The sequence below is a fragment of the Roseovarius sp. S88 genome, assembly GCF_037023735.1.
Lineage (GTDB): Bacteria > Pseudomonadota > Alphaproteobacteria > Rhodobacterales > Rhodobacteraceae > Roseovarius > Roseovarius phycicola.
This window is the reverse complement of the sequence record NZ_CP146069.1, coordinates 2,009,251-2,033,038: the sequence shown is the minus strand read 5'-3', so window position 1 is coordinate 2,033,038 and position 23,788 is coordinate 2,009,251. Positions and strand designations below refer to the sequence as shown.

Annotated in this window: 23 protein-coding genes and 2 pseudogenes; 6 read left to right on the top strand and 19 right to left on the bottom strand. The window is 56.2% G+C overall.

Annotated elements, in window-relative coordinates; all coding sequences use genetic code 11:
* Nucleotides 1-43 precede the first annotated feature (43 nt).
* From RZ517_RS10300 to RZ517_RS10285, 4 genes are read right to left on the bottom strand one after another with little or no spacing between them, the layout of a single operon-like run.
* Nucleotides 44-1,063: an extracellular solute-binding protein gene (locus RZ517_RS10300; protein WP_338548141.1), complete on the bottom strand. Its 1,020-nt coding sequence runs from the start codon at nt 1,061-1,063 to the stop codon at nt 44-46.
* A 20-nt stretch (nt 1,064-1,083) separates the two neighbouring features.
* Complete coding sequence (locus RZ517_RS10295; RefSeq protein WP_338548139.1) at nt 1,084-1,887, bottom strand: ABC transporter permease; 804 nt, start codon at nt 1,885-1,887, stop codon at nt 1,084-1,086.
* Nucleotides 1,880-2,791 carry an ABC transporter permease gene (locus RZ517_RS10290; RefSeq protein ID WP_338548138.1) on the bottom strand — a complete coding sequence of 304 codons (912 nt, stop codon included), beginning with the start codon at nt 2,789-2,791 and terminating at the stop codon, nt 1,880-1,882. Before RZ517_RS10290 ends, RZ517_RS10295 begins: the two co-directional genes overlap by 8 nt.
* Nucleotides 2,792-2,794: 3 nt before the next feature.
* Nucleotides 2,795-3,901, bottom strand: coding sequence for an ABC transporter ATP-binding protein (locus RZ517_RS10285; protein WP_338548136.1), 1,107 nt, complete (start codon nt 3,899-3,901; stop codon nt 2,795-2,797).
* A gap of 109 nt (nt 3,902-4,010) precedes the next feature.
* On the opposite strand from RZ517_RS10285, the gene RZ517_RS10280 reads away from it, so the two are divergent.
* Nucleotides 4,011-4,811 carry a response regulator transcription factor gene (locus RZ517_RS10280; RefSeq protein ID WP_338548135.1) on the top strand — a complete coding sequence of 267 codons (801 nt, stop codon included), beginning with the start codon at nt 4,011-4,013 and terminating at the stop codon, nt 4,809-4,811.
* 6 nt (nt 4,812-4,817) lie between these two features.
* On the opposite strand, the gene RZ517_RS10275 is transcribed toward RZ517_RS10280, so the two are convergent.
* Both RZ517_RS10275 and RZ517_RS10270 read right to left on the bottom strand, forming a co-directional pair.
* A complete protein-coding gene (locus tag RZ517_RS10275; protein WP_338548134.1) occupies nt 4,818-6,218 on the bottom strand; it encodes an MATE family efflux transporter in 1,401 nt (466 codons plus the stop codon).
* Nucleotides 6,219-6,323: 105 nt separating this feature from the next.
* Complete coding sequence (locus RZ517_RS10270; protein WP_338548133.1) at nt 6,324-7,547, bottom strand: acyl-CoA dehydrogenase; 1,224 nt, start codon at nt 7,545-7,547, stop codon at nt 6,324-6,326.
* 213 nt (nt 7,548-7,760) lie between these two features.
* Between RZ517_RS10270 and RZ517_RS10265 the strand changes: the two genes are divergently transcribed.
* Complete coding sequence (locus RZ517_RS10265; RefSeq protein ID WP_338548131.1) at nt 7,761-8,240, top strand: hypothetical protein; 480 nt, start codon at nt 7,761-7,763, stop codon at nt 8,238-8,240.
* 28 nt (nt 8,241-8,268) lie between these two features.
* Here RZ517_RS10265 and phoB read toward each other — a convergent pair whose 3' ends face one another.
* The 10 genes and pseudogenes from phoB to RZ517_RS10215 all read right to left on the bottom strand — a co-directional run bounded on the left by phoB (nt 8,269) and on the right by RZ517_RS10215 (nt 17,806).
* The gene (phoB, locus tag RZ517_RS10260; protein ID WP_338548129.1) at nt 8,269-8,958 is read right to left on the bottom strand and encodes a phosphate regulon transcriptional regulator PhoB; all 690 of its coding nucleotides are present in this window, start codon (nt 8,956-8,958) and stop codon (nt 8,269-8,271) included.
* Nucleotides 8,959-8,985: 27 nt separating this feature from the next.
* Complete coding sequence (gene phoU, locus RZ517_RS10255; protein ID WP_338548128.1) at nt 8,986-9,699, bottom strand: phosphate signaling complex protein PhoU; 714 nt, start codon at nt 9,697-9,699, stop codon at nt 8,986-8,988.
* An 8-nt stretch (nt 9,700-9,707) separates the two neighbouring features.
* Nucleotides 9,708-10,504 (bottom strand): annotated as a pseudogene (pstB, locus tag RZ517_RS10250) (phosphate ABC transporter ATP-binding protein PstB).
* Nucleotides 10,505-10,528: 24 nt separating this feature from the next.
* Nucleotides 10,529-11,884, bottom strand: a complete 1,356-nt coding sequence (pstA, locus tag RZ517_RS10245) for a phosphate ABC transporter permease PstA (protein WP_338548127.1) — start codon at nt 11,882-11,884, stop codon at nt 10,529-10,531.
* On the bottom strand, nt 11,881-13,344 hold the full coding sequence (pstC, locus tag RZ517_RS10240) for a phosphate ABC transporter permease subunit PstC (RefSeq protein WP_338548126.1): 1,464 nt from the start codon (nt 13,342-13,344) through the stop codon (nt 11,881-11,883). Before pstC ends, pstA begins: the two co-directional genes overlap by 4 nt.
* An 86-nt stretch (nt 13,345-13,430) precedes the next feature.
* Nucleotides 13,431-14,489, bottom strand: coding sequence for a substrate-binding domain-containing protein (locus RZ517_RS10235; RefSeq protein ID WP_338548125.1), 1,059 nt, complete (start codon nt 14,487-14,489; stop codon nt 13,431-13,433).
* Between the two features lie 147 nt (nt 14,490-14,636).
* Nucleotides 14,637-15,695 (bottom strand): ATP-binding protein, encoded by a 1,059-nt coding sequence (locus RZ517_RS10230; RefSeq protein ID WP_338548124.1) that lies wholly within the window; start codon nt 15,693-15,695, stop codon nt 14,637-14,639.
* A gap of 12 nt (nt 15,696-15,707) precedes the next feature.
* Complete coding sequence (locus RZ517_RS10225; protein ID WP_338548123.1) at nt 15,708-16,229, bottom strand: gamma carbonic anhydrase family protein; 522 nt, start codon at nt 16,227-16,229, stop codon at nt 15,708-15,710.
* Entirely contained in the window at nt 16,226-16,867 is a 642-nt protein-coding gene (gene gmk, locus RZ517_RS10220) for a guanylate kinase (RefSeq protein WP_338548122.1), read from the bottom strand. Before gmk ends, RZ517_RS10225 begins: the two co-directional genes overlap by 4 nt.
* 57 nt (nt 16,868-16,924) lie before the next feature.
* Entirely contained in the window at nt 16,925-17,806 is an 882-nt protein-coding gene (locus RZ517_RS10215) for a YicC/YloC family endoribonuclease (protein ID WP_338548120.1), read from the bottom strand.
* Between the two features lie 263 nt (nt 17,807-18,069).
* Here RZ517_RS10215 and RZ517_RS10210 point away from each other — a divergent pair, with 263 nt between their 5' ends.
* Nucleotides 18,070-18,744 (top strand): PAS domain-containing protein, encoded by a 675-nt coding sequence (locus tag RZ517_RS10210; protein ID WP_338548118.1) that lies wholly within the window; start codon nt 18,070-18,072, stop codon nt 18,742-18,744.
* A 90-nt stretch (nt 18,745-18,834) separates the two neighbouring features.
* On the opposite strand, the gene RZ517_RS10205 is transcribed toward RZ517_RS10210, so the two are convergent.
* Entirely contained in the window at nt 18,835-20,208 is a 1,374-nt protein-coding gene (locus RZ517_RS10205) for a class II 3-deoxy-7-phosphoheptulonate synthase (protein WP_338548117.1), read from the bottom strand.
* A gap of 167 nt (nt 20,209-20,375) precedes the next feature.
* Between RZ517_RS10205 and RZ517_RS10200 the strand changes: the two are divergent.
* The 3 genes and pseudogenes from RZ517_RS10200 to RZ517_RS10190 all read left to right on the top strand — a co-directional run bounded on the left by RZ517_RS10200 (nt 20,376) and on the right by RZ517_RS10190 (nt 21,869).
* Nucleotides 20,376-21,373: pseudogene (locus tag RZ517_RS10200) on the top strand (GlxA family transcriptional regulator).
* Nucleotides 21,374-21,438: 65 nt separating this feature from the next.
* Nucleotides 21,439-21,720, top strand: coding sequence for a GNAT family N-acetyltransferase (locus RZ517_RS10195; RefSeq protein WP_338548115.1), 282 nt, complete (start codon nt 21,439-21,441; stop codon nt 21,718-21,720).
* Complete coding sequence (locus RZ517_RS10190) at nt 21,708-21,869, top strand: GNAT family N-acetyltransferase (protein ID WP_338548113.1); 162 nt, start codon at nt 21,708-21,710, stop codon at nt 21,867-21,869. Before RZ517_RS10195 ends, RZ517_RS10190 begins: the two co-directional genes overlap by 13 nt.
* 20 nt (nt 21,870-21,889) lie before the next feature.
* Here the strand turns inward: RZ517_RS10190 and RZ517_RS10185 are convergent, their stop codons facing one another.
* Both RZ517_RS10185 and RZ517_RS10180 read right to left on the bottom strand, forming a co-directional pair.
* Complete coding sequence (locus RZ517_RS10185; protein WP_338548111.1) at nt 21,890-22,327, bottom strand: hypothetical protein; 438 nt, start codon at nt 22,325-22,327, stop codon at nt 21,890-21,892.
* 45 nt (nt 22,328-22,372) lie between these two features.
* Nucleotides 22,373-23,476: a PQQ-dependent sugar dehydrogenase gene (locus RZ517_RS10180; RefSeq protein WP_422395535.1), complete on the bottom strand. Its 1,104-nt coding sequence runs from the start codon at nt 23,474-23,476 to the stop codon at nt 22,373-22,375.
* Nucleotides 23,477-23,788: the final 312 nt, after the last annotated feature.

The window sequence follows — 23,788 nt, the reverse complement described above, 5'->3', positions numbered from 1 at the left end:
GGCCCCGCGTCACAGAGGGGCCGCATCTTGATGTAATCAGAACTTACTTCTGAAGTTCTGTCCAGATCGCCGTGTAAAGCTTTGTCGCCTCTGGTGAGCAGGTCTTGGCCACATAGGCGGCGTCCTTGAGGTCATCGGGGATGATCACCTCAGGTGCGGTTTTCATGTCCTCGGGCATAAATTCCTCGGAGCCTGCAATCCCATTGGCATAGCGTGCAAAGGACGACAGCATGGCGGCATTTTCTGGAGCCATGATGAAGTTCAGGAAGGTCTTGGCCTCGTCCACATTTTGCGCATCAGCAAGAATTGCGGCGTTGTCCATCCAGACCGGGAAGCCCTCTTGTGGATAGCCAAAGGCCACATCGGGGTTTTGCTCGCGAGAGCGGAAAGACGCCCCGTTCCAGTTTACACCCGCCGAGAGGTCATTCTTGGCGTATTTCTCGATATTGCCGTAGTCCATCGACAGCCAGTTCGGTTTGGCCGCCTGCAGGATGTCGCGCACTTTCTTGAGGACTTCCTTGTCCTCCGTGCATTGCTCACCGCCGGCATATTTGATGGCAAGACCCAGCACGTCGTTCATTTCAGGCACGACGTTGATTTTCCCCTTCAGCTCTTCTGGTGGGTCAAAAATCACGGCCGCCGTGTTGATATCACCGCCATAGACCGCGGTGTTGACCGTGACGCCTACTGTGCCCCACTGCCAAGGCACTGTGTAGTTCCGACCTGGATCAAACTCCACGTCGACCCATTGCGGATCCATGTGCTTGAAATTCTCCATCTCGTTGGGCTTTGATTCCATCAAAAGCCCCTCTTCGATGAAGATCGGGATGTAAGTGCCTGATGGTACAACAATATCGAAGCCATGCCCTCCAGCTTTAATCTTAGCCAAAGCGGTGTCGTTGCTGTCGTAGTCAGTGATCGTGACCTTGATTCCAGTCTCGGTCTCGAACTTTTCGATCATCTCCGGGCTGGTGTAGTTGCCCCAGTTGTATAGGTTCAACTGTCCCTCCGCGAGCGCGGGGCTTGCCAATAGAACAGCCAGTGCCGTCAGTGTCTTTTTCATTGTCTTTCTCCCTAGTTAATTCAGGTCTTTCTCTTGCTCAAAATCGTGAATGCGATGACCAGCGCGACCGAAATGGCCAACAGCACGGTGGAGATTGCATTGATCTCGGGTGTCACCACGCGCCGCAGCTGGCCCAGCATATATGTGGGCAGCGTATCTTGGCCTGCGGATTTTACAAACTCTGTGATGACCACGTCATCGAGCGAAATGACAAAGGCCAGCATCGCCCCGGCGAGAATACCCGGCCAAAGCTGTGGCAGGGTGATGCGGCGGAACACTTGGTAGGGTGTGGCGTAAAGGTCTGCAGCAGCTTGTTCCAGGCTGAGGTCCATGCCCTGAAGCCGTGCGCGGATGGGCAGATAGGCAAAGGGGATACAGAACGCCGAATGCGCCATGATGAGGTAGAGAAGCCCGGTATAGCCGGTGGCGACCTTGATCATGGCAAAGAAGATCAAAAGCGCCACGGCGGTCACAATCTCGGGCACCATGAGCGGCTGGTTGATCATGGCAAAGACCACGGATTGGCCTTTGAACTTGCGCGTGCGGGTGGTGGCCAGCGCGGCCAGCACGGCGACTGTGGTGGAAATCCCCGCCGCGCAGACCGCGATGATGAGCGAGCGCACCGTGGCTTCCTGCACCTGTTCATTGTCCCAGGCCGAGACATACCAGCGCCAGGAGAACCCCTCCCAGATGGCAATCGAGGAGCCTGCATTGAAGGAATAGACCACCAATAGGATGATCGGCATGTAAAGCATGAAGAAACACGCCATGGCGATGGTGGTAAAGCCGGTCTGCCGACGGATATCAAAGCCGCGCTTAGCCATGGCGTACCTCTTCGTCGCCCACGGCGCGGACGTAGATGATTAGCGCCACCATCACGATGGCCAGAAGCGTGATGGAAAGAGCGGCACCCAGAGGCCAATTGCGCCCCTGCCCAAACTGAAGCTCAATGAGGTTGCCGATCATCAGCTGATTGCCCCCACCCATAACGCGCGGCGTCACATAAGCGCCCAGAGAGGGCACAAAGACGAGGATCGAGCCTGCGATCACGCCCGGCTTCACCAGCGGCAGGATCACGCGGCGCAGCACCTGAAACCGTGTCGCATAGAGGTCATACCCGGCTTCGACGAGGCTGAAATTCAACCGCTCCATCGAGGCGTAGATCGGCAGGACCATAAGCGGCAGATAGACATAGACCATGCCGATAATGATGGCGAATTCGGTGAACAGCATCTGTATGGGTTCATCTATGACGCCCAAGCCGATCAGCACCGTGTTCACCGTGCCCTCATTGCGGATGAGTTCCAGAATGGCAAAGGTCCGGATCAGAAGGTTTGTCCAGAACGGAATGATGATGAGCAGCATCCAAAGCTCACGCTGTGACTTGGGGCGTGTGGCGATGAAATAGGCCGTGGGAAAGCCCAGGATCAGGCACACAAGTGTCGTCATGAGCGACAGTTTCACAGACCGCCAGAAGATACTCAGATGCGCATCCGACCAGCCCAGCGTATCATCAAAAATGTCCCGTTGCAGGATGACGTTGAACCAGGCATCCGTGGAAAACTCCCACTCCACCCCGCCAAACGCCCCCGGCGCGAGAAAGGAATAAACCAATGTGATCAAGAGCGGGCCACTGGCAGCGAAGATCAGAATGGTTAGCGCGGGGGCAAGCAAGAGCCAGCGGCGGCGCGTGGCAGCTTGATCTTGTGTTGTTGCCTGCGCCGCCATTCCTTAGTCCCTCAAAACCTGCGCGACGCCGTCGCCAAAGATGATCCCAACACGGTCGCCCTGGCTGAGCCCGGCCTCAGTGTCGGGGCTGTTTTGTTGGCGCAGCACAAAGCGCGTGCCGTCGTCGATATCCACGTGGAAATGCGTATCCGTCCCGAAGTAGACAATCTCGCGCAGCGCGCCTTTCAAAAGCCCTTCGGCCTCGCCAACGAGGCGCGCATGTTCGGGCCGCACTGCAAGAGTAACCTTGCCGCTGGGCGTGGTGTCTTCTTGCATGCGCGCTGTGGTTTTCTGCCCTGAGGACAGCTTGACGCGTGCCGTGGTTCCGTCGCGCCCATCAATCTCGGCTGGAAGGAAATTGGTGTCCCCAATGAAATCCGCCACAAACCGTTCAGCCGGGTGATCATAAATGTCCCGCGGTCCACCGATCTGCCGGATGGAGCCCGCCTCCATCACCGCAATCCGGTCGGACATGGTAAGCGCCTCTTCCTGATCATGCGTGACAAAAATAAAGGTGATGCCGGTTTCCGATTGCAGGCGCTTGAGCTCGAGCTGCATGTCCTTACGCAATTTGAAATCCAGAGCACTCAGCGGCTCATCCAGCAAGAGGACCTTGGGCTTGGGCGCAAGGGCGCGGGCGAGCGCCACACGCTGTTGCTGACCACCAGAGATCTGGCTGGTTTGTCGATCCGCCATCTCGGTCATCTTCACCAGCGCCATCATTTCATCGACGGTTGCTGCGATCTCGGCCTTGGGCTTGCCCAACATTTCCAGACCAAAGCCGATATTCTGCGCCACCGTCATATGCGGGAAAAGCGCGTAGCTTTGAAAAACCGTGTTGATCGGGCGTTTATGCGGCGGCGCATCAAGAATGCTATCCCCAAACATCTCAAGACTGCCCGAAGTTGGGTTTTCGAACCCCGCAATCAGCCGCAGAAGCGTAGTTTTGCCACAGCCCGAAGGCCCCAGAAGCGTAAAGAATTCATTGTCCTGAATGTCGATATCAACCCCGGCCAGAGCTTCGACAGGCGGTTGACCCGGATAGACCTTCCGCAGATTCCTGGCGCTGATCGCTATCTTCAAAGACTGTCCCCCGACACTGCAGGGCATGTCCCGGAATTGCTGCCTCTGCATACTGGATGATTGCGCTAAATGTGATTGTAAGAAATACCCCTTTTGGGGTAGTTTTTTGCGTAATTCTTTCAGTTTAGGGGTGATATTGTCCGAAGCACTTTCTCCGACGGATGTGATCCGCCTGCGCCACGCGATGGCACAGGCAGGTACGGGGCGTTTTTTCACATGTTTCAAACGGCTGCTACAGGCGCGGCTGAAGTTTGATACGTTTTTGCTCTTCCGCTTTGACCCCGGCACTGTGCCCCAGGTCTTGGACAGCTGGATCAAACCCAAGTCGCTGCCGCTGGATGTTCTTGATGAATATGTCGAGGGGTTTTACCGTCTGGACCCATTCTTTCAGCTAAAGGACATTCCCGCGAAAGGTCTGACAACGCGCTTGTCTGACATCGCGCCAGACCGGTTTTTCTCAAGCGAGTACTACCTGCAATATTACCGCCGCACGCGGATCTGTGAGGAAGTTGGCCTTCTGGCTCCACTGCCCTCAGGGTCAGTCGCGCATTTGTCCTTGAGCCGCCTGGAAACCACCGGCCCCTACCGTCGACGCGAATTGCAATGCCTGATGCATTACAGCCCCGTGTTAATGGAACTTCTGACCGCGCATGGCAGCCGGTTTGAAACCGGCAAGCGGCTCAAAGTGCCTGATCCAGCGCCACCTCCGTTGGATCAAATCATTCTGACACAGGTGCGAGAGACATTGGGGCTGAAACTCACGCGGCGCGAAGCGCAAATCGCGGGACTTGTCCTGCAGGGTCACTCGAATGGCTCGGCTGCACTGTTGCTTGGGATATCAAAGGAAACCTCAAAGGTGCATCGCCGCAATCTTTATCGAAAGCTTGATATCTCGTCACAAAGGGAGCTCTTCACCCTGCTGCGGCACCTGCTTTGACCGTCTTTACCGGTTGCACCGCAGGCACACTTCATGCATTCGGCGTTGAAGCTGAAACCGGCAGGTCAACTGCCTCATCGGGTGTTTCTGATCTGTCATCATCCAAAGGCTGATCCAGGCTGCAACTCCGGCAAAGACAACCCCACCCACGGCTTGACCAATGAGCACACCGGGTGCTCCGAAAAGTGCGCCACCCAGCAAAACCAAAGGCAAAGTGCCCAAGGTTTGCCGCCCCCAGTTGACCCAGGTTGAGTAGCCGGGATGCCCAAGATTGTTGAAAGAGGCATTGGCCACGAAAATCACCGCGTTGAAGAAGCTTGCAAGCGCCAGCGGCCCGCAAAAGAGGAAGATCAGGTCACGTGTCATGCCCTCTGCGCCAAAAAGATCGGCAATCGGCGTGCGGAAGATGAAGAGCGCCGCAGCGATACCCACAACGTAAAGCCCGGCAAAGATCACTCCGTCGACAAAAGTTTCACGCACCCGATCAAGCCGCCCTGCCCCGAAATTCTGTCCCATGATCGGGCCGATGGAACCCGACAATGCAAGTACAACGGAAAACACCACGGGGATCATACGGTTGATGATGGCCATGCCGGCCACGGCGTCAGTGCCATACTTGGCCATTTCTCGCGTCACGATGGCCACACCGACCGGAGTTGCCACCGTAGCCAGGATGGCGGGCATCGCAATCTGCATGCCTTCGCGTATGTCGTACATGAAGCACTGCACGCGCGGGATCGCAAAGGCGTTGTAAAGCCGGAACGCAGGCCAGATCGCCACAACCATCGTCACAAACCGCGCCGAGACCGTGGCCCAGGCGGCGCCTTCAAGCCCCATGGACAGCGAGAAGATCAGGATGGGATCCAGCACGCCGTTGACCAACGCCCCCATCAGTGAAGGGTACATGGCGCGCTTACCATCGCCATAGGCGCGCAGCACGGCGACTGTGGTCATGCCAAGGCCCGACATGAAGGTCGTGGGCAGGATGATCCAAAGGTAATCCTTGGCGCGCTCGGTCACGTCATCTGATGCGCCCAGAAGACCAAGGATAAAATCGAGATTGGGCAACAACAGCAGCGGGATCAGAATGCCAAAGGCAATGGCAAACATGCTTGAGCTGAACGCATGTTCCCGCGCTGGGAGGTCTTTGCCCCCGCCCAGAGAGTTGGCCACCAAAACGCCAGCGGCAACGGACAATCCGATATTCACAGCGCTGGCAAAGAACATCACCACGCTGGCATAGCCCGCAGCGGCGGCCAGCGCCTCTTGCCCCAGCATGGAGATGAAGAGCACATCTATGAGGTCCACCGCGAAAATGGCCATCAGGCCCACGCTGGAGGTGAGCGACATGGTTGAGACATGTCGCATCAGATTGCCTTCAACAAATCGCGCTTCTACGTGAGCCAAATGAGTGCCTCCGGATGGGATGTCAGATATCTAACACCCGCATGCCAAAGCACAATTGACGAAATCTGAGGCGGTCCTGTGCGAATATGCGCAATACTTTTTCTTTTAGAAAAACGCCTGCAACCCGGTCTGCGCTCGACCCAGGATCAACGCATGCACATCATGCGTGCCCTCGTAGGTGTTCACCGTTTCAAGGTTCATCATGTGACGAATGACCTGAAATTCCTCGGAAATCCCATTGCCGCCATGCATGTCTCGCGCCATTCGCGCAATGTCGAGCGCCTTGCCGCAATTGTTGCGCTTGATAAGCGAAATCATTTCCGGGGCCGCATTGGCATCATCCATGAGCCGCCCCACACGTAGCGCCGCCTGCAGGCCAAGTGTGATCTCGGTCTGCATATCCGCGAGTTTCTTTTGAAAGAGTTGTGTCTGAGCCAGTGGCTTGTTGAACTGTTTGCGGTCGAGGCCATATTGCCTTGCTGCGTGCCAGCAGAACTCAGCCGCGCCCATGACACCCCAGGCGATGCCGTATCTTGCGCGGTTGAGACATCCAAAAGGCCCTTTAAGCCCTTGAACATTAGGCAAAAGTGCGTCTTCGCCAACCTCTACACCGTCCATCACAATTTCACCCGTAATGGAGGCACGCAAGCTCTGTTTCCCGGCAATCTTCGGTGCGCTGAGACCTGTCATACCTTTCTCAAGCACAAAGCCCTGGATCTTGCCCTCATGCGCATCCGACTTGGCCCAAATGACAAATACATCGGCAATCGGTGAATTGGAAATCCACATCTTTGAGCCCGTAAGCTTATAGCCATTGGCGGTCTTCTCTGCTCGCGTTTTCATGCCTGCGGGGTCGGAACCTGCATCCGGCTCCGTGAGACCAAAACAGCCTATCAATTCACCCGACGCCAGACCCGGAAGATATTTCTGCCGCTGCTCTTCAGTGCCGTAAGCGTAGATCGGGTACATCACGAGCGACGATTGCACACTCATCATCGAGCGATAACCGGAATCCACGCGCTCAATCTCGCGTGCGACGACGCCATAGGCGACATAGCCCGCACCGAGGCCACCATATTCTTCCGGAATGGTCGTGCCGAGAAGCCCCATTTGCCCCATCTCACGGAAAATTCCGGGATCTGACGTCTCTTGCGCATAGGCCTCGGTCACACGCGGCTGCAACGTCTCTTGCGCAAAGCTGCGCGCACTTTCGGCAATGAGGCGTTCGTCTTCTTCGAGTTGCGCGTTTAACAGAAACGGATCCGCCCAGTCGAAGCTGGCAAGATCAGGTTTGTCTTTGGCTTTCAGTTTGGGGGCATCAAGACTCATTGCAGGCTCCTGAAATCAGATATTTGATCAAATATAGCGTGACAGCTTGCTGAGCAACAGAGGGCAGATTGTCTGGGATTGAACTCAGTTTCGGCGAATGGACGAGAGTATGGAGAGGATTTGGCGCTAGGGCGGGTTTGAGCGTAAATTGACACTAGGAAACCAAACTGCAAACATACATGCTGTCTTATGGCGAGGTTTGGAACACTGAATATGCCATCTGAAATCCCCAAGAGTATGCAAGCAGAACTGGGGCGTTGGAACAATGGTTCCGGTATAGACCTAATGGGCTGGGTTAGTTGCCTTGGCAACATCGACCTAGCAGTCGGGTATACCACGATTTTTTGGCCTACATTTGAGGTTGTCGGGGACTATCTTTTGGTCGAGGGAAGCTCAAAGGAAACAATTGAAGCTTTTGAAAACCAAGAAAATTCGACACCAATGGGTGTAGAATGGGTGCTCAATCACCTTCATATGATTGATATTCATTGCGACAATGAAGTCGAAGCGACAGTCGATCACTGCTTGAAGCTAGGGAAAACACTGCAAGAAATCTACAGTGCAAAACTTGCTTGGCAATTTCCTGATCGGCCCTGTGAAGTCGAGTTCTACATACCTGATGATCAGGATGATCTTGTGCAGTACCAAATTTCATTTTGGCAGAAAAAGTGGGATCGCAGGTACCAAGACTGAACTGCAGCTAAGTCCGCAAAGCAGACACTCACCCCAGACTATACCCTGCCCCACGCACTGTGCGCAGGGGATCATCTCCTCCATGCGCGCAAAGCGCCTTGCGCAGGCGCCCGATATGGACGTCCACAGTGCGGGTGTCGACGTAGATATCCCGCCCCCAGACACGGTCCAGAAGCTGCTCACGACTCCACACCCGGCCGGGTTTTTCCATAAAGGTCGTCAGAAGGCGAAATTCTGTGGGGCCAAGCCGCAGTTCCTTGCCTGCGCGCGAAACGCGGTGTGTCTCGGAGTCTAATACGATATCTTCATAATCCAGCCTCTGCCCTACGGTCGAGGGTCGTGTGCGCCGAAGCTGCGCGCGCACCCGGGCCATCAGCTCGATCACCGAATAGGGCTTGATCACATAATCATCCGCGCCGGTCTCAAGACCCCGCACCCTGTCCACTTCCTCGGACCGTGCCGAAATCATGATGATCGGCACATTGCGCGTCTCTGGGCGCGTTTTGAGGCGACGGCAGATTTCGATGCCGGACACGTTGGGCAACATCCAGTCCAACAGGATCACATCAGGCGTAGCCTCATCGACAAGCATCAAGGCCTCTTCACCGTTGCCTGCACAGGTCACGGCAAACCCGTCTGCCTCAAGGTTATAGGCCAGCACCTCGCGCTGAGCCGGCTCGTCCTCGACCAATAAAACACTGGGTTGTTGCGTCGCCATCTTGTGCCCTCCGCCGTGTTACCCTGTCTAAGACGGGGTTTCGGCGTCCGTCGTTATGTAGTCGCTCTTGGGGCGACTTTCTTCGGGGACTGCGCCGGTCACCAGGTACACCACCTGTTCCGCAATATTGGTCACATGATCGCCCATCCGCTCGACGTTCTTGGCAATAAAGTGCAAATGCATGCAGGGCGTGATGTTGCGCGGATCCTCCATCATGAAGGTCAGGAATTCGCGGAAGAGCGCGTTGTACATCTGATCCACATCATGATCGCGCGCGATCACTTCCTGCGCCAGCTTTTCGTCGCGCTGAATGTAAGCATCAAGCGCATCACGCAGCATGCGTTCGGTTTCCCGCGCCATCCGCCGGAGTGAGGCCGCCGCCCCATTGATCGGCGTCATTTGCGCCAGAACCGTGGTCCGCTTGGCCATGTTCTTGGCATAGTCGCCGATGCGTTCCAGATTGGACGCGATTTTCATCACCGTCAGGATGACGCGCAAATCGATAGCTGTCGGTGCGCGCAGCGCGATGATGCGCGCTGTTTCCTGATCAATCTGCTCTTCGAGCGCGTCAATCGCCTTGTCCCCGGCACGAACCTGTTCGGCCAGCTCTTCATCTCCGGTTTCCAGCGAGAGGGCAGCATTCATGATGGCCTCTTCAACCATTCCGCCCATCTTCATGATCATCGCCTGTACCGCTTCGAGGTCGCGGTCAAAGGCAGAGGAAATATGTTCGTCCTGCATTGCTGCTCCTAGCCTATCCGGCCTGTGATGTAACTTTCGGTGCGCTCATCTGTGGGATTGGTGAAGATATGGCTGGTCTCGCCAAACTCCACCAGATTACCCAGATGGAAAAATGCGGTTTTCTGGCTCACCCGCGCGGCCTGCTGCATAGAATGGGTGACAATGACCACTGAGTAATTCTTGCGCAGTTCGTCGATCAGTTCCTCAACCTGCGCGGTGGCAATCGGATCAAGGGCTGAGCATGGCTCATCCATCAAAAGAACCTCAGGCTCCGTCGCGACGGCCCGTGCGATGCAAAGCCGCTGTTGTTGCCCCCCGAGAGGCCGGTGCCGGGCGCATCAAGGCGATCTTTCACCTCGTCCCAGATGGCCGCCCGACGCAGCGACTTTTCGACTATCTCATCAAGCTCGGCCTTGTTCCTGGCCAATCCATGAATACGCGGGCCGTAGGCAACGTTGTCATAGATCGATTTGGGAAACGGGTTGGGTTTTTGAAACACCATGCCCACCTTGGCGCGCAATTGCACGGGGTCGACACGCTTGTCATAGATATCTTCGCCGTCGAGATGGATGTCGCCTTCAACCCGGCACACATCAATTGTGTCGTTCATCCTGTTGAGACAACGTAGAAAAGTCGACTTGCCGCAACCCGACGGACCAATGAAGGCGGTGACGGTTTTGTCTTCCAGATCGACATCCACATCCTTGATGGCGTGGTTGTCGCCATAATAGACCTGCACCCCGCGGGCCGCGAATTTGATCTCTTTCTGGTCCACGTTCTTCTCCAGAATTGGCGTGTCATACATTGGCGTAGCTCCTTAAGCCCGCATTTACCAGCGGCGCTCAAATTTGCGGCGCAGCAGAATGGCGATGATGTTCATGGTCAAAAGAAAGACCAGAAGGACGATGATGCCACCCCAGGCGCGTTCATAAAACGCCGGGTCCGCGCGGGTGGCCCATTGATAGATCTGCGCCGGAATGGCCGAGTTTGGATCAACAAAGCCTGACGCCACGCTGTCGGGATAGTTCGTCGCGATATAGCCCACCATGCCTATGAGCAAAAGCGGTGCGGTTTCCCCCAAGGCCTGTGCGAGGCCAATGATTGTCCCGGTCAGGATGCCCGGCATGGCCAATGGCAGAACGTGATGAAACACAGACTGCATCTTTGAGGCTCCCACCCCTAGAGCCGCATCCCGGATTGAGGGCGGGACAGATTTCAGAGAGGCACGTGTGGAAATGATGATTGTCGGCAGGGTCATGAGCGTGAGGACCAGACCACCGACCAAAGGTGCCGATTGCGGCAGGTGCATGAACTGGATGAAGACCGCGAGGCCCAGAATACCAAACACAATCGACGGCACGGCGGCGAGGTTGGAAATATTGACTTCGATGAGGTCCGTAAACCTGTTCTGCGGCGCGAATTCTTCGAGATAGATCGATGCGGCAACGCCAATTGGCAGGCTGAGGATGAGCACAACCAGCATCATGAAAAACGAGCCAAGCATGCTCACTCCAATGCCTGCGGACTCTGGTCTGCTTTCTGAGGCATCCGCACCGGTGATGAAGGACATGTTGAAGGATTTCGAGATCACACCGGCTTCGCGAAAGGCGTCAGTGAGGTCCAGCTGTTCAACTGATATGTTCTTGTCCTCAGCTACCGCGTCACGGGTCACGCGCCCCTTGAAATACCCGTCCACACGGGACGAAGCCAAAAGCCGAAATTCGACCTTCTCTCCGATCATATCCGGGTTGGCGATCACGTAGTCACGCACTTGCGCCGCCGCAGATGCTGATAACAAGTTCTTCATGTCTTTTGGTTTTTCCAAAGGCGTGTCGATGTTGTTTTTCTCAATTTCTTCTAGCAAGCCGGTTTGGATCAGCGGTGAATACCCAAAGGTCGATACCTTCTTGATGTCTTCGATGTTACGCGTGCCGTTTTTGTCGAGTTTCGCAGGGTCCAGATAGACAGGCACATTCACAAATGTCTGCTGAAAGGCGCCGACGCCGTTGAACAGGATCGTCGCAACCAGAACGACCAGAAAAAACAACCCGGTACAAATTGCGGCGATACCGTAGGCCTTGAACCGCGCCTCGGCTCGGTTGCGCCGTTTGGTGCGATCATCCAGTTCCGTCAGCGAGCTTTTTCGCGCCTTGCCAGCGCCGCCGGTGAAGGTTGCGTCGGTCATTCGTACTGCTCCCGGTATTTGCGCACGATGTAGAGTGCCAGAACGTTGAGCCCCAGCGTGATGATGAACAGAGTCATGCCCAACGCGAAGGCCACGAGCGCCTCAGGACTGGCAAAATCGGCGTCGCCGGTGAGCTGGCTGACAATCTTGGCGGTGACTGTGGTCATGGCGTCAAACGGGTTCATCGACAGCCGAGCCGCCGCCCCTGCCCCCAGAACTACGATCATGGTCTCCCCGATCGCGCGGCTTGCCGCCAAAAGGATAGCCCCCACGATACCCGGCAAGGCGGCTGGCAGGATCACCTGTTTGATGGTCTCGGATTTCGTCGCGCCCAGCCCATACGAGCCATCGCGCATCGCCTGCGGTACTGCATTGATGATATCGTCGCTGAGGGAACTGACAAAGGGGATAAGCATGATACCCATAACCAACCCGGCCGTCATCACCGCCGTGCCGGCCTGCATGATGCCAACGCCATTGTCACCAAAGACCGACACCAGAAGCGGCCCGACGGTCAACAGTGCGAAAAGCCCGTAGACAATTGTGGGAATACCCGCAAGCACTTCGATCAGGGGCTTGGCAAAAGCGCGAATTTTGGGCGAGGCATATTCCGAGAGGTATACGGCGGCAAAAAGCCCGATGGGCACGGCCACTGCAAGTGCAATGATCGAAATGTAGAACGTTCCCCAGAGCAGCGGGATGATCCCAAGCTCGGACCCGCCGCCAAAACTGGGCGACCAGGTGAGCGAGAGGAAAAACTCTGATGCAGGGTAAAGACGAAAGAACTCAATCGTGTTGAAAATCAGCGAAAGAACAATGCCAACGGTTGTTAGAATGGCAATCGACGCGGCCAAGACCAGCAGGATTTTGAGGCCCGCCTCGACCACGTTGCGCGCCCGGTAGGTCTTGTTCGTTTGGAAAAAGGCAAAGGCAAACCCGGCGATAGCCACAGCCAAAACTGCAATGGTGCGAAAGAGGTTCCCGGATGCGGTCATCTCTCTGTACTGCTGCGCGGCTCGCAACACAGGTGCTGTCACATCAGAGCCAAGCGCGACGCCCACCTCAGCAAGCTTTTCACGCACATTTGTGAATTCAGTGCGCAGGCCCTGCGCCTCGTCCTGGGCAATCGCGCCCTGTGCAACGGCCAGGTCCAGGCCTTCGGCCACACGGCGCACATCAGACATCACAAGACCACGCGTGCTGTTGTCGGGAATGAGCTCGGCCGGGATGGTCGATGAGACAGATGTATTGATAAAAAGCGGCTGGATCAGCATCCAAAGGATCAAAAGGCCAAGTGCCGGGACCAGCGACGACAGCGCGACGTTCCAGCCGTAATATGCCGGAAGAGAATGCAGGTCACGGGATTCACCGCCTGCATCTGCAAGAGCGCGGGATCGTCCGAGAACAAATCCTAAGCCCGCGAGGAGAAGAGCAATGGAAGCGAGCCAAAGAGCAGACATGGGGTCCCCGTCCCGGATTTCTAATTGGCCTAAAAAGGCAAATGTCAGAGGCGACCAAAAGCCGCCTCTGAAGAGATGTCAGCAGCTTAGGAGCCTTGGCCGAGAGTTTGCTCGTCGCTCACAGTTGCCTGCGTGTCGGCCAGTTCTGGGTCGGAGACCAATCCGTACTGTGCCAGAGGTCCGTCAGGGCCGGCAATTTCGTCGGCCACGAAAAACTCTGCGAACTCTTTCAAGCCCGGGATCACGCCGATATGCGCTTTCTTGACGTAGAAGAAGAGCGGGCGCGACACAGGATATTCGCCGCTTGCAATGGTTTCGGTCGATGGCGCGATGCCGCCCATGGTGGCCACTTTCAGCTTGTCGGTGTTGTTCTCGTAAAACGCCAGGCCAAAGACACCGATGCCGTCGCTGTTGCTGTCGATACGGGCCAGCGTTTCGGTGTAGTCACCGTCGATGTCCACGGATTTACCATCGGTGCGCACGTCGTAGCAGGCACTTTTCGCAGCTTTCTTCTTGGCTTTCTCGTCCTCGCCTTCGGCGGCCGCAAGATAAAGGTCGTAAGCGCCTGTGGCCTTGCAGCCCTCAACCAACACTTTTTCCTCAAACACTTCGCGTGTGCCGTGCTTGGTGCCCGGGATAAACGCCGCGATTTCAACGGCTGGCAAATCCGGGTTGGCATCTGCCCATGTGGTGTTTGTGTTTTCCACCAGCGCGCCATCTTTGACGATCATCGGACTCAGGGCGTTGAACCAGTCAGAGGCTTGGAATTCAGTGAAGGCCGGTCCGGATTTCTGGCTGGCAAAAACGATACCGTCATACCCGATGCGCACTTCGATGATGTCTGTGACGCCTGCTTCGGCACAGGCTTTTATTTCTTTTTCGCGGATTTGGCGGGAGGCGTTGGCGATGTCGATTGTGTTTTCACCGACCCCCTCACAGAACCGTTTCAGGCCAGCTGATGAGCCACCCGATTCCACAACCGGTGTTGGAAAGTCGAAGTTTTCGCCAAATGCTTCAGCAACGATAGAGGCATAAGGCAATACAGTTGAAGAACCCGCGACTTGCACGTTGTCGCGTGCGGCAGCTGTGGTGGCCGAAACGGCCGCAATGGCCAGGCTAGAGGCAGTCAGTTTCACAAAGGACATATGATGCTCCTGATGTCAGATATCATGGCCACCCCCCGGTGACCCTGGCCCCGTATTTAGAGAGCGCACACAACGCTTTTGTTACATCTGCGTAACAGTTTTGTGACACCCAATTAATTTGTATAATATTCTGAAAAACATAGATATCTAACTGGCGTCAAGCGGGAGTTCCCGAGGCAGTATCACCTGAAACTGGCTGCCCTGACCCGACTCGGATTGAATCTTCAAGCGTCCGCGATGGCGACTCACAACATGTTTTACAATTGCCAGCCCAAGCCCGGTGCCCCCCATCTCGCGTGAGCGGTGATTGTCGATGCGATAAAACCGCTCTGTCAGGCGAGGAATATGCACCGGGTCAATGCCGGGGCCTTGATCTGCGACCGTGACGATGGCGCATGGGCCACGCAATGCGGGGTGATCATCTTCAACATGGATGGACATGCGGATGGCATTGTTTGATCCACCGTATTTCACCGCATTTTCGATGAGGTTGGTAAAAACCTGCTGCAATTGATCGGCGTCACCGGGAAGCTCCAGATTGTCCATATCAACTTCAAGCGTGCAGGTGACACCGGCATCCTTCAATAGCGGGGCATTGGCGTGTATGACAGTCCGCAGGATCGCAACCAGATCGATCGGTTTGGTCGGCCGCACACGCTCCTGCGCCTCAACCCGACTGAGCGACAGCAGATCCCGCACCAACCGCTCCATGCGGCTGGCCTCGTTCTGCATCGTGCTCAAGAACCGATCAGTCGCAGCCGGGTCATTGCGCGCCGGGCCCTGCAAGGTTTCGATGAACCCCAACAACGCTGTGAGAGGGCTGCGCAATTCATGGCTGACATTGGCAACAAAATCGCGGCGCATCTGACCAACCTGTTCAAGCGGTGTTATATCCTCAAAACATAACAGAACGCTGATGCCTTCGTCGGTTTCGACGGCGGAACAGGTGACCTGAAACGTGGTATCCTGCGCATCTTGGCTGGACAAGTATCGCGACTGGCGCGGATTGTGATCGTTGAAACACGCCTCGATCGTATCGAGCACGGCGGGCTGGCGGATTGCAGTGATGAAATGCCGCCCCTGAATCCCCTGCCCCAAAAGAACGACGGCACGCGCATTGGCCCCCTGAATGCGTTCGTCGCGACCGATCAGAACCGAAGGGAGCGGAATGGCTTCTAAAAGCGTATTGATATGCCCTTCGGTCATCGCCGGCCTGCTTCAGACCGGCTTCAGGCCGTCGCGAAACCGTTTGGCGTTGGCTTGGTAGTGCCGGGCTGCACGGGTCATGTCGGCAATCGCGGCCTCGTCAAGTTGGCGCACGACTTTGCCCGGAGCGCCCATGACGAGGCTGCCATCTGGGACGTCCTTGCCTTCGGTGACCAACGCCCCTGCCCCAATAAGGCAGTTCTTGCCGATCCTGGCCCCGTTGAGCACGGTGGCCCCCATCCCGATGAGCGTATTTTCTCCAAGCTGACAGCCATGCAACATGGCCTTGTGGCCTATGGTACAGCCCGGCCCTATGACAAGTGGAAAGCCCGGGTCAGTGTGCATCACAACGTTTTCCTGCACATTGCTGCCTGTGCCCACGCGGATGGGTTCATTGTCACCGCGCAAGGTGCAGCCGAACCAGATCGATACGGCCTCTTCCAGAATGACATTGCCGATCACATTGGCATCCGGTGCCACCCACACGTCCTGGCCAAGTTCGGGCGCTATGTTGTCCAGCGCGTAAACCGTCATAACCGGTCCTCAAATTCTGCGTGAAGGCGCATCACATGGGCATTGAGGTCAGGTTGCTGAACGCGCCGAAGGCGCGCCGCACTGACAATCGACCGCAGACGCGCCTCTGTCTCATCCAGATCATCGTTGACCAGTACGTAATCATATTCCGCCCAATGGCTGATCTCATCCCAGCTTTTCTGCATCCGCCTTGCAATGACGTCCGGCGCGTCCTGCCCCCTTGCTTCAAGACGACGGTGCAACTCTTTGATGGAAGGCGGTAAAATAAAGATCGAGAGTGTATGTGGACCAAGAGCCGAGTTCTGGACCTGCTGCGCCCCTTGCCAGTCAATGTCAAAGAGCACATCCCGCCCGGCCTCTATCGCCGCCTCAACCGGGGCTTTGGGAGAGCCATAAAAATGCCCGAACACATGCGCGTGTTCCAACATATTTGCCTGTGCCACATCCGTCTTGAACTGAGTCTCGGTGAGGAAATGATAGTCCTGCCCCTCCACTTCGCCGTCGCGCGGTGCGCGCGTTGTGGCCGACACCGAAAAGGAAATCGTCTCATCCCAGTCCCGAAGCCGCCGTGACAATGTCGATTTACCCGCACCCGAGGGCGAGGACAAAATGATCAGAAGCCCACGCCGCGCTGTCATGGCAGTCCCCCAGCTTCTTTCTTGTTAAAAATACCCAAGCGCACGGCCTGCAAACCCTTACTCCACATTCTGCACCTGTTCGCGCATCTGGTCGATCACGGTCTTCAACTCCAGCCCGATCGAGGTCAGCGCCGCGTTCTGCGCCTTGGAACAGAGCGTATTGGCCTCTCGATTAAACTCCTGCGACAGGAAATCCAGCTTGCGGCCAACCGGGCTTCCTCCGGAAATCAGATCACGCGCCGCTTTCACATGCGCCCGCAGGCGGTCAATTTCTTCGGTCACGTCCGCCTTCACAGCAAGCGTCGCCAATTCTTGCGCCACACGCGTCTCGTCCATGCCGTCCGCATTGTCCATCACCCGCGCAAGGGCCGACCGAAAATGCTCTTCAATTTCGGGTTTGCGTCGCTCTGCGGCATGTGCGGCTTGACCCACGAGGCCTTCGATCTGATCCACGCGTTCATTCAGGACAACTTCCAGCGCAGCTCCCTCGGTGCTGCGCATGTCTTTGAATGCAGCCAAAACCATTTCGAAATCTGCCAGCAGCGCTTTGGATAATGCGCTCGTATCCTGGGTCTCATCAGAACTTGTGTCGAACACGCCCCGCAGCGCCAAAACATCCGCCGCGTTGGCCGGGGCCAGCGAGAGCCCCTTGTCCATTGCACGTGTCTCGATTTCGGACATCGCATTCAGCACTTGATCCAGAAATGGACTGTCGAGCGTGGCGGCGCTGGCGCCGTCTTCTTGTGTCACTCGCAGCCCCACAGAGACGTTGCCACGGTCCAGTGCCTTGCCCAATCGCGCGCGCAATGCCGCTTCCAGACCTTCGATCCAATCGGGCACGCGCAACCGAAGATCAAGCCCCTTGCCGTTGACGGCGCGTAGCTCCCAGGTCCAGCTATAGTGCCCGTCTGTTCCCTTGCCGGAGGCAAAACCGGTCATCGAATTTAACACAAGCCGCGTCTCCTTGTTACGCCGTCTTGTCCTAGCCACTCCACCCCATAAGGGCAAGCACCGACACAAGCCCTTGGACTTTCAAGGCGTTAACCATTCTCAAAGAATCTTGAACAAATTCTTTTCGAATTGTGTAGAGTGGCGGCAGTTGGGCAAAGTGTTATAGATCACATGTGTGACTCGCATCTCGGGGGATGTGTAAGCCTGTTTTTGAGCAGGTGGTGTGTGAATTTAAGTGAGTGGGGAATACCATGAAAGACGACCAGGGACGATCGCAACAAGATGCTGTCAATGCAGAGAAAATAGTTGCGATGCAGGCACCCGTTTCGACCTACCGCGCAACTGAGTTGTCGGAATTTGAAGCCTATTGGACGAGCATGCGCCGCGACGGCGACGTGCCGCTGCGCACCGAAATTGACCCCCGCGGAATCGAATCGCTGTTGAGCAATGCGTTTGTCGCAGAAAAGATTGCACCAGGTATGGCGCGCATGCGCATTGCCGGCACACATCTATGCGATGTGATGGGGCTGGAAGTGCGCGGCATGCCCGTGTCGTCCCTGATCGAGCCAGAAGACCGCGACCGGCTGGCAGATGCTCTTGTCGAACTGTTTGAGCGCCCCGCGACCCTACGTCTGGCGCTGAGTTCCAAACGTCCTGGCTCGTTGTCTGGCACCATGTTGCTTTTGCCGCTTCGCAGTGACCTTGGCGATATTTCCCGCGCTTTGGGATGTCTTGTGTCTCAGGGTGCAATTGGGGACACCCCGCGCCGTTTTAACATCACTGAATGCACGATCACCCCCATCACACCTGATGTCAGCGCGCCGTTTGTTGATGTTGCTGAAGAGGCTGATTTCAGCGCTGAGGCTTGCCGGTCGGATGCGCCACCTTTACCAAGCGAACGTCCGTATTTGCGCCTGGTTCGCTAAGTTCACGCTTGCAGAAAAAATCATGGAATACCCTGCCATCTCAAGCGAAATGGCAGGTCAATAATGTCAGTCTGTCACTGGGCTGTCTCATTAAACCGCGCGTTGCGCGTTTTGACCATTGCGCAGTGTTTGCAACTCTTCCGCCACCAGAAACGCCAGTTCCAGCGACTGTGATGCGTTGAGGCGCGGGTCACACGCCGTATGATAGCGATCCGATAGGTTCTCTTCAGTCACGGCACGCACCCCGCCGGTGCATTCGGTCACGTCCTGACCGGTCATCTCGAAATGCACGCCGCCGGGAATGGTGCCCTCGGCACGGTGCACACCAAAGAAGTCCTGAACCTCGCGCAGAACCGACTCAAAGGGCCGTGTCTTGTAGCCGGTTGAGGATTTGATCGTGTTGCCATGCATCGGATCGCACACCCACGTGACCTTGGCACCTTCCGCCTCAACCGTTTTGATCAGGCGCGGCAGATGTTCGGCCACCTTGCCCGCGCCAAAGCGTGCGATAAGCGTCAAACGCCCCTCTTCATTCTCGGGGTTCAGCGTAGCGAGAAGGCGCTTCAGGTCGTCTTCTTCCATTGTCGGGCCGCATTTCATTCCAATGGGATTGAGCACACCGCGCAGGAAATCCACATGCGCGCCATCCGGCTGTCGTGTGCGATCGCCGATCCAGAGCATGTGCCCGGACCCAGCCAGCCACGCACCCGGTGTCGTGGAATCCTCGCGGCATAAGGCCTCCTCATATTCCAGAAGCAGCCCCTCATGCGATGTGTAGAAGTCCACGGACGCAAGCGATTCCACCTCATCGGCATCAATTCCTGCCGCGCCCATGAAATCAAGCGCATCGGAAATCCGCTCGGCCCAGTCCTTGTACTTTTTGACTGCCTGACCATCGGCAAATTCAGAGGTCCAGCGATGCACGTTGTTGATGTCGGCAAAACCACCCGTTGAAAACGCACGCAAGAGGTTCAACGTCCCCGCCGCCTGTGTGTAGGCTTGCAGCATTTTATTCGGGTCCGGAATCCGCGCCTCAGGCGTGAAGGCCAGTTCATTGATGATGTCACCGCGGTAACTTGGCAGTTCCACATCGCCCACGGTCTCGGTCGGCGCGGAGCGCGGCTTGGCGAACTGCCCGGCCATGCGGCCCACCTTGATCACCGGCACCTTGGCCCCGTAGGTGAGCACCACGGCCATCTGCAGCATGACCTTGAACGTGTCGCGGATAGCATCAGCTGAGAACTGATCAAACGCCTCGGCACAATCCCCACCCTGCAATAGGAATGCCTCACCGCGTGATGCCGCACCCAATGCCTTTTTCAGGCGGCGCGCTTCACCGGCAAAAACAAGCGGCGGAAACTGTGACAACTTCGATTCAACAGCGCGCAGCGCGTTTGCATCGGTATAGTCCGGCATCTGAATTCTGGGCTTCGACCGCCAGTCAGATTTAGTCCAATCACTCATCGGTTCTCTCCGCCATTTGGCATATTGCGCGCGCTGTATAAGCAATCCTGCAGGCCTCTACCATATAAGTTCGACAAGAAATGTCGCAAATTGCGTCCGCATCCCCTTGTATTGGTCGACGATTTCATGAAACTCGTGCTCTAGTGCAGTGCCAACGGAGTCGGGCGATGCAAAACACCAGCGCCGCAAGCCGCTCAGAGACAGACAAGCCCCGCCGCTTTGTCTTTGTTTTGCTTAATAATTTCACGCTGCTGTGCTTTTCGGCTGCACTTGAAAGTCTGCGGATCGCCAACCGAATGGCGGGTGAGACCAAATATGAGTGGCTTTTGGCCGGTGAAGGCGGTGACATGGTCGCGTGTTCTGCCGGGGCCGAGTTTAAGCTCGATATCGACCTTGAAGAGTTGCGGCGCGATGATGTGATGCTGATTTGTGGCGGCATTGATGTACAGGCGGCGACGACCAAGAAAGTGCTCAACTGGGTGCGACGCGAGGCCCGGCGCGGATTGACCGTGGGGGGCTTTGTACCGCCGCTTACACGGTGGCCAAGGCAGGGTTGCTGGATGGCAAGCGCGCGACGATCCACTGGGAGAATCAGGATAGTTTTGCTGAAGAGTTTGACGAGGTGGAGCTGACCAAATCCGTTTTCGTGATCGACGGCAACAGGCTCACCACGGCGGGCGGTACATCTTCTATCGACCTGATGCTCAAGATCATTGCCGATGACCATGGCGAAGGTCTTGCCAATGCGGTGGCGGATCAGTTGATCTATTCCTCGATCCGAACGGACCAGGACACGCAACGCCTGTCCGTTCCCACCCGCATCGGCGTGCGTCACCCCAAGCTGAGCCAAGTGATCCAGATGATGGAAAACAACATCGAGGAACCAATCAGCCCCTCAATCCTGGCCAAAGAAGTGGCGATGTCCACGCGGCAATTGGAGCGGCTCTTTAGGCGCTACCTCAACCGCTCACCCAAGCGCTATTACATGGAACTGCGCCTGCAAAAAGCGCGCAACCTGCTGATGCAGACAGATATGACGGTGATCAACGTGGCACTCGCCTGCGGCTTCGCCTCACCCTCGCATTTCTCCAAATGCTACCGGTCGCATTACAACACCACGCCTTATCGCGAGCGCGGCAGTCAGGCGACGCGGCTGTCGGTGTGATCCGCACCGAGCGGTTACTGCTGCGCCGCGCAATTCAGTCTGATCTGCCGGGTCTGCATGTTATTATGACTAACCAGCAAGCGATGCGCTACTGGAGCTGTCCGCCGCATACGGATATCGTTGAAACACAGTCTGTTTTAGATTGGCTTATGGCGACACCCACTAAAAACAGTGATGAATACATCATTGAGCATGACGGTTTGTGCATTGGCAAAGCAGGGATTTGGGCCAAACCCGAACTGGGATACATCCTGCACCCCGCGGTCTGGGGTAAGGGTGTCGCCTATGAGGCGCTGAGTGCCTTGATCCCCCATCATTTGCCCGGTTTTCAGATATGCCAGTGCTGACGGCTGAATGCGATCCGCGCAACATCGCATCCATAGCTTTGTTGAAGAAACTCCGATTTGAACAAACCGGATATGCGGAGAAAAACTTCGACTATGGCGGCATCGAAATGTGCGACACAGCATATTTCGAGTTGAAGCGGAAAACTTAAACACGCGGAAACCTGCGCCGCTAGAACTCTGTCAAAAGCTCTAGCATGTCTGTGTTGAACCGAAAAAACGGCACGACGACAAAGTCCTCCCGTTTGTGATAAAACACGGACACATAGATATAGCTGATACCCGTGTAGTAGGCCAAAAGTTCTCGCGCCCAGCCATTTTCCAGCTCATCACGCAGGATCATCTCGGCCGTCTCAAAATCCTGAGGGAAAATACCGCGCACCTGATTTTCAAGCGCGCTCAGCTGTTCAGGTGTCATTTCATCCGAGGCTCCGAAGTTCCGCATGACGACGCCGATCTGACGGGACATCATGTTAGTGTCGAGCACCTCACGCATATGATCATAGTCGCGAAAGACGGATTCCGGCAGGTCATCCTGTGCCTGTGCTGGGTTGAGCGTGAAGGTCAGCACAAGTGTCAAAGCCAGCGTCAGGGATTTCAAAAATGGCATTTGGATCATCCTCCAGAGAGCATGACCACACCCTGCCACGGTCTGCTAAGGCGTCAACCGGTAAAGCGCCCCGCGCCCGGCCGACAACACCCAGATCGATCCGTCCGGGCCTTCGCGCACATCACGGACGCGCTCTGTCTCACGGCCCTTGATTTGCTCAACCTCTTGCAGAGGGTTGCCGTCAAGCCGCGCCAGATAATCGAACTTGAGCGAGCCTACAAAAATCGACCCCCGCCATTCAGGCCAGAGCTTGCCCGAATAGATCATCATGCCCGACGGAGCCATGGACGGATCCCAGTAGAATTCTGGCTGCTCCATGCCGTCCGCTTCGGTTCCAATGCCAATCTTTTCTCCCGAATAGTGCCGACCATAAGAGATGACAGGCCAGCCATAGTTGGCACCCTTGTGCACACGATTAACCTCGTCGCCGCCTTTCGCCCCATGTTCGGAAACCCACAGATTGCCATCCAGATCCAGCGTCGCCCCTTGCGGATTGCGATGTCCCCAGGACCAGATCGCCGGACGTGCGCCTGTAGTTTGTGTGAAGGGATTGTCAGATGGAATGCCACCGTCTCGCGCGATGCGCAGAACCGATCCGTTCTCTCGCGCAATATCCTGAGACGAAGGCCGGTCTCCCCTGTCTCCCACGGTAAAGTAGAGATACCCGTCACTTCCTTCGACAATGCGAGAGCCAAAATGCCGACCGCCTGAAGAGCCAGGTGTGATCTCGAAAATCACATCCCACCTGTCCAACCTCTCCGCAGTGTCGCCGAGCCGCGCGCGCGCCACAGCCGTGCCAGCGCCGTTGCCCTGCCGCTTGGCGAATGTGAAATACAGCTCACGGCTTTCCGCAAAATCCTTTGGCACCAAAACGTCCAGAAGTCCGCCCTGCCCGACCGCCGCGATCTGGCCGACCCCGGCCACCTCAGCAAGTTCGCCCTCCGACAAACGCAGCAACCGCCCGTCGCGCTCTGTGATCAAAATTGAGCCATCCGGCAAGAACCCGACACCCCAGGGGTTGTCCAGTCCGCGCGCCATCTCTTCAACCTGCAGGGTGCCTGCAGAAGAGGACAAAGCAAACACGGGGGTCGGTAATACAGCACATGTGCCAAGTGCCGCGGCGGAAACCATCAAGGTTCGGCGATCCATGCCTGCTTTCTCCTGTTGAAACTTGCTCAAAACATGGGGGTAAATTTGGGTTGATCAAGACGTATGATGCGTCTCATTGGCGTGCGTACTTCAACCAGAAACCCACGCATCCAGCCTATTCATCCTTCCGACTCGATTCGTCTTTGCCTCAGTTTCGACACATATGTGACCCTGCGTAATCCCGGTTTTGTTTCCGCTCAGGAACCGATCTTAAGATTGGTTAAGAACTGTTCTGAAAATTTCAGAGTTCCAAACAGAATTAGACGAAAATGCGATGCAAAACTCTTTGTTTTTAAGCTTTGCCACATTTCC

Excerpts from the sequence above, each read along its gene's own strand:
- RZ517_RS10235 (WP_338548125.1), bottom strand. The coding sequence starts at position 14,489 with ATGTCCTTTGTGAAACTGACTGCCTCTAGCCTGGCCATTGCGGCCGTT.
- RZ517_RS10190 (WP_338548113.1), top strand. The coding sequence starts at position 21,708 with ATGCCAGTGCTGACGGCTGAATGCGATCCGCGCAACATCGCATCCATA.
- RZ517_RS10185 (WP_338548111.1), bottom strand. The coding sequence starts at position 22,327 with ATGCCATTTTTGAAATCCCTGACGCTGGCTTTGACACTTGTGCTGACC.
- pstC (WP_338548126.1), bottom strand. The coding sequence starts at position 13,344 with ATGTCTGCTCTTTGGCTCGCTTCCATTGCTCTTCTCCTCGCGGGCTTA.
- RZ517_RS10195 (WP_338548115.1), top strand. The coding sequence starts at position 21,439 with ATGACTAACCAGCAAGCGATGCGCTACTGGAGCTGTCCGCCGCATACG.
- RZ517_RS10290 (WP_338548138.1), bottom strand. The coding sequence starts at position 2,791 with ATGGCGGCGCAGGCAACAACACAAGATCAAGCTGCCACGCGCCGCCGC.
- RZ517_RS10205 (WP_338548117.1), bottom strand. The coding sequence starts at position 20,208 with ATGAGTGATTGGACTAAATCTGACTGGCGGTCGAAGCCCAGAATTCAG.
- gmk (WP_338548122.1), bottom strand. The coding sequence starts at position 16,867 with ATGACAGCGCGGCGTGGGCTTCTGATCATTTTGTCCTCGCCCTCGGGT.
- RZ517_RS10215 (WP_338548120.1), bottom strand. The coding sequence starts at position 17,806 with ATGACCGGTTTTGCCTCCGGCAAGGGAACAGACGGGCACTATAGCTGG.
- RZ517_RS10300 (WP_338548141.1), bottom strand. The coding sequence starts at position 1,063 with ATGAAAAAGACACTGACGGCACTGGCTGTTCTATTGGCAAGCCCCGCG.
- RZ517_RS10210 (WP_338548118.1), top strand. The coding sequence starts at position 18,070 with ATGAAAGACGACCAGGGACGATCGCAACAAGATGCTGTCAATGCAGAG.
- phoU (WP_338548128.1), bottom strand. The coding sequence starts at position 9,699 with ATGCAGGACGAACATATTTCCTCTGCCTTTGACCGCGACCTCGAAGCG.
- RZ517_RS10180 (WP_422395535.1), bottom strand. The coding sequence starts at position 23,476 with ATGGATCGCCGAACCTTGATGGTTTCCGCCGCGGCACTTGGCACATGT.
- RZ517_RS10270 (WP_338548133.1), bottom strand. The coding sequence starts at position 7,547 with ATGAGTCTTGATGCCCCCAAACTGAAAGCCAAAGACAAACCTGATCTT.
- RZ517_RS10265 (WP_338548131.1), top strand. The coding sequence starts at position 7,761 with ATGCCATCTGAAATCCCCAAGAGTATGCAAGCAGAACTGGGGCGTTGG.
- phoB (WP_338548129.1), bottom strand. The coding sequence starts at position 8,958 with ATGGCGACGCAACAACCCAGTGTTTTATTGGTCGAGGACGAGCCGGCT.
- RZ517_RS10230 (WP_338548124.1), bottom strand. The coding sequence starts at position 15,695 with ATGACCGAAGGGCATATCAATACGCTTTTAGAAGCCATTCCGCTCCCT.
- pstA (WP_338548127.1), bottom strand. The coding sequence starts at position 11,884 with ATGACCGACGCAACCTTCACCGGCGGCGCTGGCAAGGCGCGAAAAAGC.
- RZ517_RS10225 (WP_338548123.1), bottom strand. The coding sequence starts at position 16,229 with ATGACGGTTTACGCGCTGGACAACATAGCGCCCGAACTTGGCCAGGAC.
- RZ517_RS10295 (WP_338548139.1), bottom strand. The coding sequence starts at position 1,887 with ATGGCTAAGCGCGGCTTTGATATCCGTCGGCAGACCGGCTTTACCACC.
- RZ517_RS10285 (WP_338548136.1), bottom strand. The coding sequence starts at position 3,901 with ATGCCCTGCAGTGTCGGGGGACAGTCTTTGAAGATAGCGATCAGCGCC.